Source organism: Klebsiella oxytoca NBRC 105695 (assembly GCF_001598695.1).
In the GTDB taxonomy this organism is placed as follows: domain Bacteria; phylum Pseudomonadota; class Gammaproteobacteria; order Enterobacterales; family Enterobacteriaceae; genus Klebsiella; species Klebsiella oxytoca.
The window spans coordinates 174,823-190,784 of record NZ_BCZK01000003.1; the positions used below are offsets into that span (position 1 = coordinate 174,823).

At 56.0% G+C, this 15,962-nt stretch carries 17 protein-coding genes; 8 read left to right on the plus strand and 9 right to left on the minus strand.

Features of this window, described 5'->3' with window-relative positions:
* Positions 1–59: 59 nt before the first annotated feature.
* From spoT to gmk, 3 genes are read right to left on the minus strand one after another with little or no spacing between them, the layout of a single operon-like run.
* On the minus strand, positions 60–2,180 hold the full coding sequence (gene spoT, locus KO1_RS06680; RefSeq protein WP_004106928.1) for a bifunctional GTP diphosphokinase/guanosine-3',5'-bis pyrophosphate 3'-pyrophosphohydrolase: 2,121 nt from the start codon (positions 2,178–2,180) through the stop codon (positions 60–62).
* 18 nt (positions 2,181–2,198) lie between these two features.
* Positions 2,199–2,474 carry a DNA-directed RNA polymerase subunit omega gene (gene rpoZ, locus KO1_RS06685; RefSeq protein ID WP_004106927.1) on the minus strand — a complete coding sequence of 92 codons (276 nt, stop codon included), beginning with the start codon at positions 2,472–2,474 and terminating at the stop codon, positions 2,199–2,201.
* Positions 2,475–2,528: 54 nt separating this feature from the next.
* A complete protein-coding gene (gmk, locus tag KO1_RS06690; protein WP_004106926.1) occupies positions 2,529–3,152 on the minus strand; it encodes a guanylate kinase in 624 nt (207 codons plus the stop codon).
* Between the two features lie 257 nt (positions 3,153–3,409).
* Here gmk and ligB point away from each other — a divergent pair, with 257 nt between their 5' ends.
* A complete protein-coding gene (gene ligB / locus KO1_RS06700; RefSeq protein ID WP_004106925.1) occupies positions 3,410–5,086 on the plus strand; it encodes an NAD-dependent DNA ligase LigB in 1,677 nt (558 codons plus the stop codon).
* Positions 5,087–5,091: 5 nt separating this feature from the next.
* On the opposite strand, the gene KO1_RS06705 is transcribed toward ligB, so the two are convergent.
* Positions 5,092–5,709: a trimeric intracellular cation channel family protein gene (locus KO1_RS06705; protein ID WP_004106924.1), complete on the minus strand. Its 618-nt coding sequence runs from the start codon at positions 5,707–5,709 to the stop codon at positions 5,092–5,094.
* Between the two features lie 275 nt (positions 5,710–5,984).
* Here KO1_RS06705 and KO1_RS06710 point away from each other — a divergent pair, with 275 nt between their 5' ends.
* Positions 5,985–7,244, plus strand: a complete 1,260-nt coding sequence (locus KO1_RS06710; RefSeq protein ID WP_004106923.1) for a chloride channel protein — start codon at positions 5,985–5,987, stop codon at positions 7,242–7,244.
* 73 nt (positions 7,245–7,317) lie between these two features.
* Here the strand turns inward: KO1_RS06710 and KO1_RS06715 are convergent, their stop codons facing one another.
* Positions 7,318–8,181, minus strand: coding sequence for a YicC/YloC family endoribonuclease (locus tag KO1_RS06715; protein WP_004106922.1), 864 nt, complete (start codon positions 8,179–8,181; stop codon positions 7,318–7,320).
* Between the two features lie 123 nt (positions 8,182–8,304).
* Here KO1_RS06715 and rph point away from each other — a divergent pair, with 123 nt between their 5' ends.
* Positions 8,305–9,021 carry a ribonuclease PH gene (gene rph / locus KO1_RS06720; RefSeq protein WP_004106921.1) on the plus strand — a complete coding sequence of 239 codons (717 nt, stop codon included), beginning with the start codon at positions 8,305–8,307 and terminating at the stop codon, positions 9,019–9,021.
* 65 nt (positions 9,022–9,086) lie between these two features.
* Positions 9,087–9,728, plus strand: a complete 642-nt coding sequence (gene pyrE, locus KO1_RS06725; RefSeq protein WP_004106918.1) for an orotate phosphoribosyltransferase — start codon at positions 9,087–9,089, stop codon at positions 9,726–9,728.
* A 37-nt stretch (positions 9,729–9,765) separates the two neighbouring features.
* On the opposite strand, the gene KO1_RS06730 is transcribed toward pyrE, so the two are convergent.
* The 4 genes from KO1_RS06730 to coaBC form a co-directional block, all read right to left on the minus strand.
* Entirely contained in the window at positions 9,766–10,782 is a 1,017-nt protein-coding gene (locus KO1_RS06730) for an SMP-30/gluconolactonase/LRE family protein (protein WP_004106915.1), read from the minus strand.
* A 160-nt stretch (positions 10,783–10,942) separates the two neighbouring features.
* Positions 10,943–11,539 (minus strand): nucleoid occlusion factor SlmA, encoded by a 597-nt coding sequence (slmA, locus tag KO1_RS06735; RefSeq protein WP_004106912.1) that lies wholly within the window; start codon positions 11,537–11,539, stop codon positions 10,943–10,945.
* Positions 11,540–11,715: 176 nt separating this feature from the next.
* The gene (gene dut / locus KO1_RS06740; RefSeq protein WP_004106909.1) at positions 11,716–12,174 is read right to left on the minus strand and encodes a dUTP diphosphatase; all 459 of its coding nucleotides are present in this window, start codon (positions 12,172–12,174) and stop codon (positions 11,716–11,718) included.
* A complete protein-coding gene (gene coaBC / locus KO1_RS06745) occupies positions 12,152–13,363 on the minus strand; it encodes a bifunctional phosphopantothenoylcysteine decarboxylase/phosphopantothenate--cysteine ligase CoaBC (RefSeq protein WP_032727074.1) in 1,212 nt (403 codons plus the stop codon). The genes dut and coaBC overlap by 23 nt, the downstream gene beginning before the upstream one ends.
* Before the next feature lie 175 nt (positions 13,364–13,538).
* On the opposite strand from coaBC, the gene radC reads away from it, so the two are divergent.
* From radC to mutM, 4 genes are all read left to right on the plus strand, one after another.
* Positions 13,539–14,204, plus strand: a complete 666-nt coding sequence (radC, locus tag KO1_RS06750; protein ID WP_004106905.1) for a RadC family protein — start codon at positions 13,539–13,541, stop codon at positions 14,202–14,204.
* 217 nt (positions 14,205–14,421) lie between these two features.
* Positions 14,422–14,658 (plus strand): 50S ribosomal protein L28, encoded by a 237-nt coding sequence (gene rpmB / locus KO1_RS06755; protein ID WP_002436699.1) that lies wholly within the window; start codon positions 14,422–14,424, stop codon positions 14,656–14,658.
* A 20-nt stretch (positions 14,659–14,678) separates the two neighbouring features.
* Positions 14,679–14,846 carry a 50S ribosomal protein L33 gene (gene rpmG / locus KO1_RS06760; RefSeq protein WP_003024094.1) on the plus strand — a complete coding sequence of 56 codons (168 nt, stop codon included), beginning with the start codon at positions 14,679–14,681 and terminating at the stop codon, positions 14,844–14,846.
* A 192-nt stretch (positions 14,847–15,038) separates the two neighbouring features.
* Positions 15,039–15,848, plus strand: coding sequence for a bifunctional DNA-formamidopyrimidine glycosylase/DNA-(apurinic or apyrimidinic site) lyase (mutM, locus tag KO1_RS06765; RefSeq protein ID WP_016809752.1), 810 nt, complete (start codon positions 15,039–15,041; stop codon positions 15,846–15,848).
* Positions 15,849–15,962 lie beyond the last annotated feature (114 nt).

The window sequence follows — 15,962 nt, forward strand, 5'->3', positions numbered from 1 at the left end:
CTGGCAGATTTGTCATTCGCTTGCCGCCTTGATGCAATTCGAATGATTTTGTGTCAGAGCTAATTTCGGTTACGGGTGACTTTTATCACATCCGGCATGACGCGAATTTTGCGCATAATATTCGCCAGATGCACACGGTCGCGCGCGGTGAGGCGAATAAAGGCGCTGTAAACGCGGCCATCTTTCTCTTCCGTATTCAGGCTTTGAATATTGGAAGAGGCGGTGTTGATTGCGGCGGTAAGATTCGCCAGGGCACCCTGATGGTTGAACATATCCACCTTAATTTCGGTGATAAATTCCTGCGCCGTCTCTTTGTCCCACTCAACCGCCATAAATTTCTCCGGCTCTTTCTGGTAGCCGCGAATGTTACGACAGGACTCGTGGTGAATAACCAGGCCTTTGCCCGGGCTGACGTGCGCAATAATCGGGTCGCCGGGAATCGGACGGCAGCACTTGGCAAAGGTGATCAGCACGCCATCCGCGCCTTTAATCGGCAGATGGTTATGGCCGACAGGCGCCGGCTGTACAGGCACGGCGGTGGTTTCACCCTGCTGCAGGTTTTTTGCTACGACGACGCTCATGGCGTTACCGAGGCCAATTTCGGCCAGCAGATCGTCAAGCGTTGCCAGCTTCATACGGTCAAGTTCGCGCTGAATGTTCTCTGGCGGAATTTCGGCCAGCTTGCGGCTGCCACCGAGCGCGTGATTAAGCAGGCGTCGCCCGAGGCTAACGGAATCGTCGCGCTTGAGGTTTTTCAGCAGTTGGCGAATTTTGGCGCGCGCTTTAGAGCTGACGACAAAGTTCAGCCACGCGGCGTTCGGACGAGCGCCCGGCGCGGTGATGATCTCCACCGTCTGGCCGCTGGAGAGCGACTGCGACAGGGGATATGGCTGGCGGTCGACGCGCGCGCCGACGCAGGCATGGCCGATATCGGTATGCACCGCGTAGGCGAAGTCCACCGGCGTCGCGCCAGCGGGCAGTTCGACGATGCGCCCTTCCGGGGTGAAAACGTAAATCTCATCCGGGAACAGATCGGATTTCACGCTCTCAATAAATTCAAATGAGCTACCGGCGCTCTGCTGGAGCTCCAGCAGGCTCTGCATCCAGCGCTGAGCGCGGATTTGCGCCGTGGTACTGCTTTCGCCGCCGTGCTCTTTATAAGCCCAGTGCGCCGCAACCCCCATTTCCGCCATCTGGTCCATGTCTTCGGTACGAATTTGTACCTCAACCGGGACGCCGTGCGGGCCGATCATCGAGGTGTGCAAAGATTGATAGCCGTTCGCCTTTGGAATGGCAATGTAGTCTTTGACGCGGCCTGGACGCGGCTTGTAAAGGCTGTGCATCTGGCCTAGCACGCGATAGCAGGTGTCAGAATCATGGACAATCACGCGGAAGGCGTAGATATCCATAATCGAGTGAAAACGCTGCTCTTTGAGCACCATCTTGCAGTAGATGGAGTACAAATGCTTTTCGCGACCGCTAACGCGACAGGGTATTCCCGCTTCCTGCAAACGCCCTTCGATTTCGGAGAGGATTTTTTGAATCATCTCTTTACGGTTGCCGCGCGCTGCTTTAACTACCTCTTTAATAACGCGGTAGCGGTTAGGATACAGCGCCTCAAAGCCCAGCTCTTCGAGCTCGGTTTTGATGTGGTGAATACCTAAACGGTGCGCCAGAGGGCTGTAGATTTCCAGCGTTTCGCGGGCGATGCGGCGGCGCTTATCCGGGCGCAATGAGCCCAGCGTGCGCATGTTGTGGGTGCGGTCAGCAAGCTTGATAAGGATGACGCGAATATCCTGCACCATCGCCATAATCATTTTGCGAAAGTTTTCGGCCTGAGCCTCTTTCTTGTCGCGAAACTTTAGCTTATCAAGTTTTGACACCCCCTCTACCAGTTCTGCAACGCTTTTGCCAAAAAGCTGCTCCATATCCTGATAGGTGGCGGGGGTATCTTCTATCACGTCGTGCAGCAGGGCAGCCATCAGCGTTTCATGGTCGAGCTTCATCTCGGCCAGGATACAGGCCACCGCTACCGGGTGCGTGATATAGGGTTCACCGCTTGAACGTGTCTGGCCCTCGTGAGCGTCACGTGCAACGAGATAAGCCTGCCGAAGGCGTTTGATTTGCTCTTCGGGCAGGTAGTTTTGAATCAGCTGATTCAGGCTTTCAAACAGATACAAGGGCGACCCGCTGTGTGATTAACGACGACCTTCAGCAATAGCGGTAACGGCTTGTAATTCAGCGGCTTCCTGCTCTTGCTGTTCCTGGCGCTCGCGAACGTCGAGGATCTTGTTGTTGATCAGACCTTCTTCGATTTCGCGCAGTGCGATAACGGTAGTTTTATCGTTTTCTTCCGGTACCAGCGGATCCTTTCCGCCTACCTGCATCTGACGAGCGCGACGCGCGGCGACCAGTACCAGGTCAAAACGGTTACCAATTTTCTCTACAGCGTCCTGAACAGTTACGCGTGCCATACTTAAAATGCTCCACAGGTGAAGAAATGACTGGGCATGATACTGAATGTGGGTTCAGTCTGCCAATAGTTTGGTGATTAAAGCGCCATGTCGCTGCTTTTGGCGGCTCATGCGCAGACGTTCGGCGCGAATAATAATTTTCAGATCGCTCAGCGCGGTATCAAAATCATCATTCACAATCAGGTAATCATATTCCGCGTAATGGCTCATTTCTGCAACTGCCTGCGCCATACGTTTCGCGATAACCTCTTCGCTATCCTGACCGCGGCCGCGCAGGCGACGATCAAGCTCATCTTTTGACGGCGGCAGAATAAAAATGCTGCGTGCGCCGGGCATTCTGTTGCGGATTTGCTGTGCGCCCTGCCAGTCGATATCAAGGAAGACGTCGACGCCGGTCGCCAGTACCTGCTCGATAGCTTCGCGCGAGGTGCCGTAATAGTTGCCAAAGACTTCTGCATGTTCAAGAAAAGCGTCTTCGCCAATCATCGTCCTGAATTCGTCGTGATTGACAAAGAAATAGTGTTCACCGTGCACTTCACCCGGGCGCGGAGCGCGTGTGGTATGCGAAACAGAAACCTGAGAGTCGTACAACGGTTGGGTTTTTAATAAAGCCTGAATCAGGCTGGATTTACCCGCGCCGCTAGGGGCGGAAACAATATAAAGCGTGCCTTGAGCCATGAGTGTCTTTTGTATGTGATGGTCGAAATAGAGCTTACATACGAGCCTATTATACACGCCGCCGCTGCGTGACGCAGTCCCTGTCACACTTTTTGCATTTTTTCTTTCATTTTGCTTGCCGTTTCCCTGATTTCTCCGGGCATTGCAGAAACAACATAGAAAACCTGGACGTCTGCTCGCAGCCTTAAAAATCCCCTATCGCCGATGAAAATACGCCTGCGGCACAATTCCCGGCGAATAAACAGGAGGGCATCGCGATGCAAAAGGGAATCCAGGCGCTGGTGTTGTGGATGCTGGTGGGATACGCGCAGGCAGCCTGCCCCGCGTGGCCGCAGGCGAGGGCCGAACAGGAAATGGAACGCCTCAGCCAGCAGATAACGGAATGGAAAAACGCCTACTGGCAGCAGGGGAACAGTGCGGTAAGCGATGAAGTCTATGACCAGCTGGCGGAGCGGCTGGCGTTCTGGCGGCGCTGCTTCACCGGCGAGGCTCCCGCTCACGATGCTCTTCCGCCGCTGAGGGGGGATGTCAGGCATCCGGTGGCGCACACCGGCGTGCGTAAACTGCCGGACCGCGCTGCGGTGGCGCGCTGGATGCGCGGTCAATCCGGCCTGTGGGTACAGCCTAAAGTCGATGGCGTCGCAGTGACTCTGGTCTATCGACAGGGGCGCCTGGTGCAGGCAATAAGCCGGGGGAATGGTCTGGCCGGAGAAGACTGGACGGCCAGGGTTTTACAGATCCCCTCAGTGCCTAAAGTCTCTGACGGTGCACTGGCCAATAGCGTTCTGCAGGGAGAACTGTTCCTGCTTCGCGCGGGGCATGTGCAAAAGCAGATGGGGGGCATGAACGCGCGCGCAAAGGTGGCCGGCATGATGATGCGCCAGCAGGCTGCGGCGGAACTTAATCAACTGGGCATCTTTATCTGGGCATGGCCCGATGGTCCGCAGGAGATGCAACAGCGGCTGGCGCTGCTGCGGCAGGGCGGCTTTGTTTACAGCGCGCGCTTTTCGCATCCTGTCGCGAATGCGCAGCAGGTGGAACAGTGGCGCCAGCGTTGGTTTACTTCGCCGCTGCCTTTTGCCAGCGATGGCGTAGTGGTGCGGCGGGGAAAAGAGTCAGCCGGGCGCTTCTGGGTACCGGGACAGGGTGATTGGGTTATCGCCTGGAAATATCCTCCTGCCTCACGGGTTATGGAGGTTCGCGGTATCAGCTTCAGCATCGGGCGTAGCGGTAAAATAGCGGTAGTGGCGCATCTGGAGCCGCAGCTGCTGGACGATAAGCGCGTGCAGCGGGTGAACGTCGGCTCGGTATCCCGCTGGTCCACTCTGGATATCGGTATTGGCGATCAGCTGCAAATCAGCCTTGCCGGGCAGGGAATTCCGCGCATCGATTCGGTCGTCTGGCGCACGGCGCAGCGTAATAAACCCCAGCCGCCGGCGGCACGGTACAATGCCTTAACCTGCTATTTCGCCACGCCAGAGTGCGCGGAGCAGTTTCTCTCGCGGCTGGTCTGGCTCTCATCCCGATCGATTCTCAACATTGACGGGGCGGGAGAGACGCTGTGGCGGACACTGCACGATGCCCGCGGCATGGAGCATCTCTTTTCATGGCTGGCTTTTACGCCGGAACAGCTGCAAGCCATACCAGGTATCTCCGCGCAGCGCGGGCAGCGGCTGTGGCATCAGTTCAATCTTGCGCGCGAACGGCCTTTTCTACGCTGGATCCAGGCGATGGGAGTGCCCATACCGAAGACGGCTTTTGTCAGACTGGAGGAGGACAGCTGGCGGCAGATGCAGGATCGAAACGAAGAGCAGTGGCAACGGCTGCCGGGCGTCGGGGCTGAAAGGGCGCGGCAGCTGGTGACGTTCTTACATCACCCGGATGTTGCCGCGCTGGCGAAGTGGCTGAGCGGGCAACGCATTCCGGGGTTCTGAAAGTATTAATGCGCGCTGTGGTTGTAGTTAAATACCGGCAGGCCCAGCTTCCAGCGCAGCGCCAGCATACGAGCAGTAAAGCCGAACAGCAGGGTGGAAATGACGACTACATCGTGACTGCTGACGTAATGCTGAAGCGCGATATATAAAATCGCGGCAGCGAACGATACTCCGGCGTACAGCTCTTTCTGGAACACCAGCGGGATACGCTTGCAGAACATATCACGCAGCACGCCGCCAAAGACGCCGGTGATGACCGCGGCAATGGAGGCGATTACCGGGCCCTGGCCCATATCCAGCGCGATCTGGGCGCCAATAATTGAGAACACCACCAGGCCGAGCGCATCAAGTACCAGAAACAGACGGCGCAGGTGCGGCATGACCGGCGCGGCAATCGTGGTGAGGACCGCAGCAACGGCAACAATAATGACGTACTCGGGGTGTTGTACCCAGCCAAGCGGATAGTGACCAAGCAGAATATCGCGCACCGAACCGCCTCCGAGGGCGGTCGCTGTCGCAATGATAATCACGCCAAACGTATCCATACGGCGGCGCCCGGCAGCCAGTGCGCCGGTCATGGCTTCCGCCGTGATCCCAATCAGATAAAGAATATGAAGCAGCATAAATCCCCCACGATGATGGCGGAAGGTTAACGATTTGTGCTCAGGATCACGACTGAGATTTTCTAAAGCATTCGCATTTAACCAGATTAAACTAATGCGAGATGTGCTTATATTGGCTTTATTTAATGGTTATTTAATTGCTGTTTCTTCATCCATTGATTAGAAAAAATAATGACTAAACCTTTTATGCGCATCTATATTGAAAGCAGTATGAATACTTAATGTTTAACTCTGGACCTTTATCCTTTTAGTTTCCTCCTTCAAGGTCTGAGAAAATGACTGCCGCCGCTGACAATAAAAACTATCTCATCCGCCTGCTTGCCGTTGTGCTGACGGGGATACTGGCCGGCCTGTCAGGCATGGTTCTGGCGCTGATTTTACACGCGATTCAGCACCAGGCTTTTGGCTACAGCCACGGCCAGCTCGTTGGCTCAGAGTCATTTTTACAGGGCGTCACGGATTCGTCCTGGCCGCGTCGGATCATGGCAATCGTCGCCGGCGGTGCAGTCGCCGGGTTCGGCTGGTGGCTGCTTGGGCGATATGGGCAGAAGCGGGTTTCAATTGCGTCAGCGGTGGCCAATCCTTCCGTGCCAATGCCTGCGGGTACCACCACGATTCATGCCCTGTTGCAGATCGTCACCGTGGCGCTGGGCTCACCCCTTGGTCGCGAAGTCGCGCCGCGGGAAATGGGCGCGCTGGGGGCAGGGATGGTGGCGCGTAAGCTGGGTCTGCTGGAAGATGAAAGCCGAACGCTGATTGCCTGCGGCGCAGGTGCGGGTCTGGCGGCGGTGTATAACGTCCCGCTGGCCGGCGCGTTATTCAGCCTTGAGGTGATGCTGCTGTCGTTTAGCTGGGAAAAAACGCTGGCGGCTATCATCACATCGGCGATTGCCGCGTGGACGGCCACCCTCGGATTAGGCGATGAGTCGCAATACCATTTTACTTCCGACATCCTGCCGCATTCATTTCTCTGGTGGGCGATTATCTCTGGCCCCATTCTCGGCGCCGGGGCCTGGCTCTTTCGCAAAGCGACCAGTACCGCTCGTTCGCACGTCCAAAGCAACTGGCAGATGCCGGTTTTCTGTCTGCTGGCATTTTCTCTGCTTGCCGCCCTCAGCCTCTATTTCCCCCAGCTTCCGGGAAACGGTAAAGGACCTATGCAGCTGGCTCTCAGCGATGCACTGGGTTTCCCCGGGGCGGCGATGCTGCTGGTGCTGAAGATGGTGGTGATTCTGGCGGTGCTGCGCGGCGGTGCGGAAGGCGGCCTGCTGACGCCGGGGCTGGCGGTAGGCGGCTTGGCCAGCCTGCTGCTGTGTATGCTCTGGCAACAGCTGCTTCCCGGCGGCGATTACGGCAGTTTTGCGCTGGTTGGCGCGGCGGCGTTTCTCGCCGCATCCATGCAGATGCCGATAACGGCGGTGGCGCTGGTGATGGAATTCACCCATATGGATCACAGCTATCTGGCCCCCACGCTGCTGTGCGCGGCAGGGGCATTTTTAACCTGCCGGATATTGGATAAGAACGATTCCTTCTGAAACGCAGCGAAAATAAAAGGCCATGATTTACCATGACCTTTTGTTCAAAAACGATTTGCGGGGCGAGTCATCGTTACTCGATGTTTTGGATCTGCTCGCGCATTTGTTCGATTAGCACTTTCAGTTCAATGGCGGAGTTCGTCACTTCGGCATTAATCGATTTAGACGCCAGCGTGTTCGACTCGCGGTTGAACTCCTGCATCATAAAGTCGAGGCGGCGACCGACCGCTTCTTTCTTCTTCAGGATATTCCACGTCTCTTTCACATGCGCTTCCAGGCGATCCAGCTCCTCGGCAACGTCAATACGCTGCGCCATCAGCACCAGCTCCTGCTCAAGGCGGTTATTTTCCAGCTGCACTTCGGCGTCTTCCAGTTTGGAAACCAGACGCTCGCGCTGCCACTGTAGAATTTCCGGCATGTGGGCGCGTACTTTAGCCACTTCGGCGGTGACCCCGTCCAGGCGCTGCTCAATAAGCGCTTTCAACGCCTGGCCTTCGGTTTCACGGGCGACGATAAAGTCGTCCAGCGCGCCGTTCAACGCGCCCAGGATTTCGGCGGCAATGGCGTCCAGATCCTGCTCATGAGCCGACATTACGCCGGGCCAGCGCAGAATATCCACCGGATTAATTTCGCCCTCGTCGCTCTGCATTTTTACCCAGTTGGCGGCATTAACCAGCTGCTTTGCCAGCTTTTCGTTGAGAATCAGCTCGCCCTGTGCGCTCGGGTCCTGCTCAAAACGCAGGGTGCATTCGACTTTACCGCGGGTCAGACGGGAGCGAATACGTTCACGCACCACGGGCTCCAGGCTACGGAACTGCTCCGGCAGGCGGAAGTAAGTTTCCAGATATCGTTGGTTTACCGAGCGCAGTTCCCACGCGGCGCTACCCCATTCACCCTTGATTTCACGCCGGGCGTAGGCGGTCATACTGCGGATCATAGACGTTCCTGTTTTTAAAGGAGAGTGGGGTGGATTATAGCTTTCGCGACCTTATCAGGATAGGAATAAGCGCGCATTATCCGTATAATGCGCAGCCACATTCGTTTCAAGCCGGAGAACATCATGCGTCCAGCAGGCCGTAGCGCTAATCAAGTGCGTCCAGTAACCCTGACCCGTAACTACACAAAACACGCAGAAGGCTCCGTGCTGGTCGAATTTGGTGACACGAAAGTATTGTGCACCGCTTCTATTGATGAAGGCGTGCCGCGCTTTCTGAAAGGCCAGGGGCAGGGATGGATCACTGCCGAATACGGCATGCTGCCGCGTTCTACCCACACGCGTAACGCGCGTGAAGCCGCCAAAGGTAAACAGGGCGGCCGCACCATGGAAATCCAGCGCCTGATCGCGCGTGCGCTGCGCGCGGCAGTTGACCTGAAAGCGCTGGGCGAATTCACCATTACTCTGGACTGCGACGTGCTGCAGGCCGACGGCGGCACCCGTACCGCATCGATTACCGGAGCCTGCGTGGCGCTGGCGGATGCGCTGAATAAGCTGGTTGCGGCCGGTAAGCTGAAAACTAACCCGATGAAAGGAATGGTGGCGGCAGTCTCCGTAGGGATCGTGAATGGCGAAGCGATTTGCGATCTGGAATACGTTGAGGATTCCGCGGCGGAAACCGATATGAATGTGGTGATGACCGAAGATGGTCGCATCATTGAGGTGCAGGGTACGGCAGAAGGCGAACCGTTCACCCATGAAGAGCTCCTTACCCTGCTGGCATTGGCCCGAGGGGGCATCGAATCCATTGTCACGACGCAGAAGGCGGCGTTGCAAAACTAGTTTTTAAGGCGACTGAGAAGTCGCCTTTTTTTTGTCCGTAGAAAAGTAAGATGAGGAGCGAATCCATGAAACCGTATCAGCGCCAGTTTATTGAGTTTGCGCTTAACAAGCAGGTACTTAAGTTTGGCGAGTTTACGCTGAAATCCGGGCGCAAGAGTCCCTATTTCTTCAACGCCGGCCTGTTTAATACCGGGCGCGATCTGGCACTGTTAGGCCGTTTTTATGCCGAAGCGCTGGTGGATTCCGGGATTGATTTTGACCTGCTGTTTGGCCCGGCCTACAAAGGCATCCCTATCGCCACTACCACGGCGGTCGCGCTGGCGGAACATCATGACCGCGATCTGCCTTACTGCTTTAACCGCAAAGAGGCAAAGACCCACGGCGAAGGTGGAAATCTGGTGGGGAGCGCGCTGCAGGGCCGCGTGATGCTGGTAGATGATGTTATCACCGCAGGCACCGCGATTCGGGAATCGATGGAAATTATTCAGGCCAACGGCGCCGAGTTAGCCGGCGTACTGATCTCTCTGGATCGTCAGGAACGCGGACGCGGCGAAATCTCAGCGATTCAGGAAGTTGAGCGCGACTACAGCTGTAAAGTGATTTCCATCGTGACGCTGAAAGACCTGATCAGCTATCTGGAAGAGAAGCCGGAAATGGCTGAACATCTGGCAGCCGTTCGCGCCTATCGCGAAGCGTACGGGGTGTAAATATCAGCCCGGCCGGCAACGTCCGCCGGGCATATTTTCAGACCAGCTTTGCGCCTTGCGCATTGACGTAGAGCGAATAGATGGACGTGCTGGATGCCATAAACAGGCGGTTGCGCTGTTCACCGCCGAAGCACAGGTTGGCGCAGCGTTCCGGTAACTGAATAATACCGATGTTTTTCCCCTGCGGATTGAAGACGCGGACGCCGTCCAGCTCTTCGCTGCCCGTACCCCACCCGCACCACAGGTTCCCGTCCATGTCGCAGGCGATGCCGTCAGCGGTTCCGTTACCGCAGTCAATATGCACTCTTTTGTTTTTCAATGTGTTATCGACAACATCCCACGCCAGGATAAGCCGGTTTGGGGTAGCGCGGCTTTCCACCACGTAGAGCGTTTTTTCATCGGCGGAAAAACAGAGGCCGTTTGGCCCCTTGACGTCGCCCAGCACGACGCTCAGTTTACGGCTCTCCGGGTCCAGTCGATAAACGTTTTGCGGCAGCTGCGGCGTGGCCTTATGACCTTCATAGAATCCGCTGATACCGAAAGGCGGATCGGTGAACCAGATGCTGCCGTCTGACCTCACGACGATGTCGTTTGGCGAGTTCAGCGGTTTGCCTTCGAAGTTATCCGCCAGTACGGTGATGCTACCGTCATATTCAGTGCGGGTAATTCGTCGGGTATCGTGTTCGCAGCTGATGAGCCGTCCCTGCCGATCGCGGGCGTGGCCGTTCGCGTAGTTTGCCGGTTGGCGAAATACGCTGGTAGCGCCGGTGGCCTCATCCCAGCGCATAATGACGTTGTCAGGAATATCGCTCCAGAGCAGCATGCGCGTATCGCCAAACCATACCGGCCCTTCCGCCCAACGAAAGCCGGTGGCGATCTGCTCCACTTTTGCGCTGGCAAGCATATAGCGGCGAAAGCTATCATCCACCGCCATAATACGCGGATCGGGATAACGTGCAGATGGCGCCCAGGCCGCGAAGCTTTTTTGACTAAGCACGAGTGATGCGGTTGCCAGACCGCCCAGTTTGAGCAATTCCCGTCGTGATGTCGCCATCAGCCCTCTCCTTATCCATTGCAAAGATACAATCAAAGGATGGTATGAGAGAGCGAGAGCCGAAAACATCTGGCAGTTCTACGAATTGTTCTGGGCGTTATGCCAGAATAATCAAAAAAGAGAGATGCAGCCTTTCGGGCTGCATAGAGACAGGAGAGGGTTACTTCAGCTGGGCGGCGACCAGCGGCCAGCGGGCGTCAAAATCGTCCGTCGGGCGATATTTAAACTCGCTGCGCACAAAGCGCGACAGCATCCCTTCGCAGAATGCCAACAGCTGGCTGGCCAGCAGGGCTTCATCGACGGAGTAGCCTTCACCTTCACGCATTTTCTTTTCACGCATCACCTGACGCAGCTGGACTTCAATACGCTCAAAAAGCTGGTTTATGCGATCCTGAAGCCGGTCCTGTTCAAACATCAGCGCGTGGCCGGTCAGAATTCTTGTCAGCCCAGGATTACGCTCGCCAAACCCCAGAATCAACAACACAATCAGACGCAGGCGCGCGGTGGTGTCTTTTTCATCTTTTAAAATCAAATTGATGCGCGTAATCAGGCTGTCTTCGATAAACTCAATCAGGCTATCAAACATGCGGGTCTTGCTCGGGAAATGCCGATACAGAGCCGCTTCGGATACGCCAACGGAGGCCGCCAGCTTCGCCGTGGTGATACGCTGACTCCCGTCGCTGGATTCGAGCATTAGCGCCAGAGATTGAAGTATTTCTTCGCGACGATTCCTTTTCGCAGTTTGTTTTTCTGCCATGTTTTAAAATACCCCTGAAAAAAAGCACTTGTCAGGCAGGCATCCACAAAGCGACCGCAAGCTGTTGCCTGCGGTGATGTTATTGCATTAGTGCGCTTTGCGATGCAGGTTCCACTTCATCTTTGGGACTGCCCGTTAATCGGCGACGCCCCGAAGATTTTTGTCTATTGCCGGGCTTATTTACGCCCTGAGTGACCGAAGCCGCCTTCGCCGCGATCGGTGGCGTCAAACTCTTCCACCAGGTTAAATTCCGCCTGTACAACGGGCACGAACACCATTTGCGCGAGACGCTCGCCGGGTTCGATGGTGAAGCTCTGCTGACCGCGGTTCCAGACGGAAACCATCAGCTGACCCTGATAGTCGGAATCAATCAGGCCGACCAGGTTACCCAGGACGACGCCGTGTTTATGACCCAGCCCGGAGCGCGGGAGAATCACTGCTGCCAGAGACGGATCGGCAATATGAATCGCCAGGCCAGTTGGCACGAGGAGCGTAGCGCCAGGCGCCAGCTCTACGGCGTCATCGAGACAGGCTCGCAGGTCAAGTCCGGCGGAACCGGAGGTGGCATAGGTCGGCAGCGGAAATTGCTGACCAACGCGCGGGTCCAGAATCTTAACGTCGATTTTTTTCATCATAACGGGTCACGATCTCGTCGAGTAATAATTGGCCCAGGAGTTCCTTGCGCTCAAGTGGTAAGCGCTTATCTCCCTCCTGCCAGAAAAGGTGTAATGCATTGCTGTCGCTGTTAAATCCCTGATTTGGCTGTGAAACATCATTAGCGCAGATCAGATCAAGATTTTTGCGGGCTCGCTTTTGCCGTGCGTATTCTTCCACATTATTCGTTTCGGCGGCAAACCCAACGACGTAAGGGCGGTTGGCCTTAAGCGCGGCGACCCCTGCGACGATATCCGGATTTTTAACCATTTTCAGGGTGAGTTCATCACCTTGTTTTTTGATTTTTTCTTCGGCAATGGTGACCGCACGGTAGTCGGCGACCGCTGCGCAGCCAATAAAAATATGCTGCCGTGAGGCGCCGTTTTGCACCGCGGCTTCCATTTCCAGCGCCGTGGTGACATCAATTCTTTGTACAAACGGCGGCGTAGGTAGAGAAACCGGGCCGCTTACCAGCGTGACGTTTGCCCCGCGACGCGCGGCGGCGGCGGCAATCGCGAAGCCCATCTTACCAGAACTGTGGTTAGTGATATAACGCACCGGATCCAGCGGCTCGCGGGTTGGGCCCGCGGTAATCATGATGCTGAGATGTTGCAAATCTTTGACAGGAGAGAAGTGCTGCGCGGCCATATCCACAATGGTCAGCGGGTCCAGCATCCGCCCCGGCCCAACATCGCCGCAGGCCTGGCTGCCGCTGTCCGGGCCCCAGACCAGCAAACCGCGCGAGGCAATCACCTCAAGATTATGCTGGGTGGCGGCGGCGCGATACATTTGCTGATTCATGGCGGGCACGACCGCGACGGGCGACGGCGTCGCCAGGCAAATCGTCGAGACGAGATCGTTAGCCATGCCTGCCGCGACTCGGGCGATTAAATCGGCGGTCGCCGGAGCGAGAATAACCAGATCGGCCCATTTCCCCAGCTCAATGTGGCCCATTGCGGCTTCGGCGGCCGGGTCGAGCAGGCTGTCGGAAACCGGATAACCCGATACCGCCTGTAAACTTAATGGCGTAATGAAGGCTTTAGCGGCTTCCGTCATGGCGACGCGGACATCCGCGCCGCGGTCGCGCAGGCGGCGCACCAGTTCCGGCGTTTTATAGGCAGCAATGCCGCCGCTCACGCCGAGAACGATCTTTTTACCAGCCAGACTCATCATGATTTTTTCCTGTTGCGGTACACCAGAATTCGCGCATCTTATCACAATCCTCACGGCATCGTGTGCCTGGTGGCGATCCACTTTGCGAGGCGCTACGCAGGGATAAAACTTGCCTGTCGGCGGCGCAAAAAGGCTGTGTCAGGATAGCGGGGAGTGGGAAGGAGAGGCCGCGATGGAGATACAGGAAACCCTCATGCCGAGGGAAAAGATGCAGCGTTACGGTATCGAAGTTTTATCGGATATCGAGCTGTTAGCGCTGTTTTTACGTACCGGTACGCGCACGCAGGACGTGATGACATTTTCGCGAGAGCTGCTGCAGCGATTTGGCTCGCTGTACGGCCTGCTTTCGGCGGAAGAGTCACAGTTCGCTGAGATTGAAGGCATTGGTCTGGCGAAATATGCGCAGCTAAAAGGGATTGCTGAACTGGCGCGACGCTATTTCAGCCTGCGGATGACGGAAGAGCCCTCATTGGTCACCCCGTCGATGACGCGGGAGTTTCTGCAAAGCCAGCTGGCCGACGAAGAGCGCGAGATCTTCATGGTGATCTTTTTAGACAATCAGAACCGGGTATTGAAACATAGCCGACTTTTTTCTGGTACTCTTAGCCACGTTGAGGTGCATCCGCGAGAAATCGTACGCGAAGCCATCAAAGTGAACGCCGCCGCGGTGATCCTGGCACATAATCATCCATCCGGAAGTCCTGAGCCGAGTAAGGCCGACAGATTGATTACCGAAAGAGTGATAAAATGTTGTCGATTCATGGATATACGTGTGCTCGATCACCTTGTTATCGGCCGCGGAGCGTACGTATCTTTTGCTGAACGCGGCTGGATTTAGCCCCGATCATGCGATCCATCGGGATCTTTGTCTGTTCGGGACTTGAGCACATCGCAGAGTCAGCGTATACTACGCCACCTTTGAGAATCTCGGGTTTGGCATTTGGGCCTGGCAATCGAGAGTTCAATAGAACTATGCGATGACCGGGCTGTAAAGCCTGACGAGGCGCCAATACCCCATACGAAGCTCGAGCTAATTTGATTTTTGGAGAATAGACATGTCCCGAGTCTGCCAAGTTACTGGCAAGCGTCCGGTGACCGGTAACAACCGTTCCCACGCACTGAACGCGACTAAACGCCGTTTCCTGCCGAACCTGCACTCTCACCGTTTCTGGGTTGAGAGCGAGAAGCGTTTTGTCACCCTGCGCGTATCTGCTAAAGGTATGCGTGTTATTGATAAGAAAGGCATTGATACAGTTCTGTCCGAACTGCGTGCCCGTGGCGAAAAGTACTAAGTACTTAGAGGAAATAAATCATGGCTAAAGGTATTCGTGAGAAAATCAAGCTGGTTTCTTCTGCTGGTACTGGTCACTTCTATACCACCACGAAGAACAAGCGTACTAAGCCGGAAAAACTGGAACTGAAAAAGTTCGATCCAGTTGTCCGTCAGCACGTTTTATACAAAGAAGCTAAAATCAAATAATTTTAGGTTCCTTGTAAAGAAAAACCCCGCCTCGGCGGGGTTTTTTGTTATTAAAACGACGCCACCGTCGGCGCTGGCGGGAGTTTAGCCCTCCTGTGGCAGGCGGAAGAGCAAGCTGAACAATAATTGCCCTGAACCTCGTCGTTGAACGCGGTAAGATAGAGCATCCAGCCGTTTTTGTTCGAGAAAAGAATGCCTGAATTACCTGAAGTAGAAACCAGCCGCCGCGGCATTGAGCCTCACCTGGTTGGTGCGACCATCCTGCACGCCATTGTGCGCAACGGGCGCCTGCGCTGGCCGGTTTCCGAAGAGATCTATCGCCTGAGCGACGTTCCTGTGCTCAGCGTGCGCCGCCGCGCTAAATATCTGCTGCTCGAACTGCCCGACGGCTGGATTATCGTCCATCTCGGCATGTCGGGAAGCCTGCGTATCCTCAGCGGAGATCTGCCGGCGGAAAAACACGACCATGTGGACCTGGTGATGAGTAACGGCAAGGTCCTGCGCTATACCGATCCGCGACGCTTTGGCGCCTGGCTGTGGACTAAAGAGCTGGAAGGGCATCCGGTGCTGGCGCATCTGGGGCCGGAGCCGCTGAGCGATGAGTTCAACGCCGATTATCTCCAGCAGAAATGCGCGAAGAAGAAAACTGCGATCAAGCCCTGGCTAATGGATAACAAGCTGGTGGTCGGCGTGGGTAATATCTACGCCAGCGAATCGCTATTTTCGGCGGGTATTCACCCCGACAGGCTGGCCTCTTCGCTGTCGCGCGAGGAGTGCGAACAGCTGGTGAAAGTGATTAAGCTGGTCCTGCTGCGCTCCATCGAACAGGGTGGGACGACGCTGAAAGATTTCCTGCAAAGCGACGGTAAACCGGGTTATTTTGCCCAGGAGCTGCAGGTGTATGGCCGCAAGGGCGAGCCGTGCCGCATTTGCGGGACGCCGGTTATCGGCAGTAAACACGCCCAGCGGGCGACGTTTTATTGTCGCCAGTGCCAGAAATAATATGCGGTGGTTGCGGTGAACCCGGCTCGCGCTGCGCTTAGCCGGGCTACGCGTCCGTGCGATTTGATTGGGTAGCCCGGACAGATGCGCAGCATCGCCTGCGGGAAGAGACCC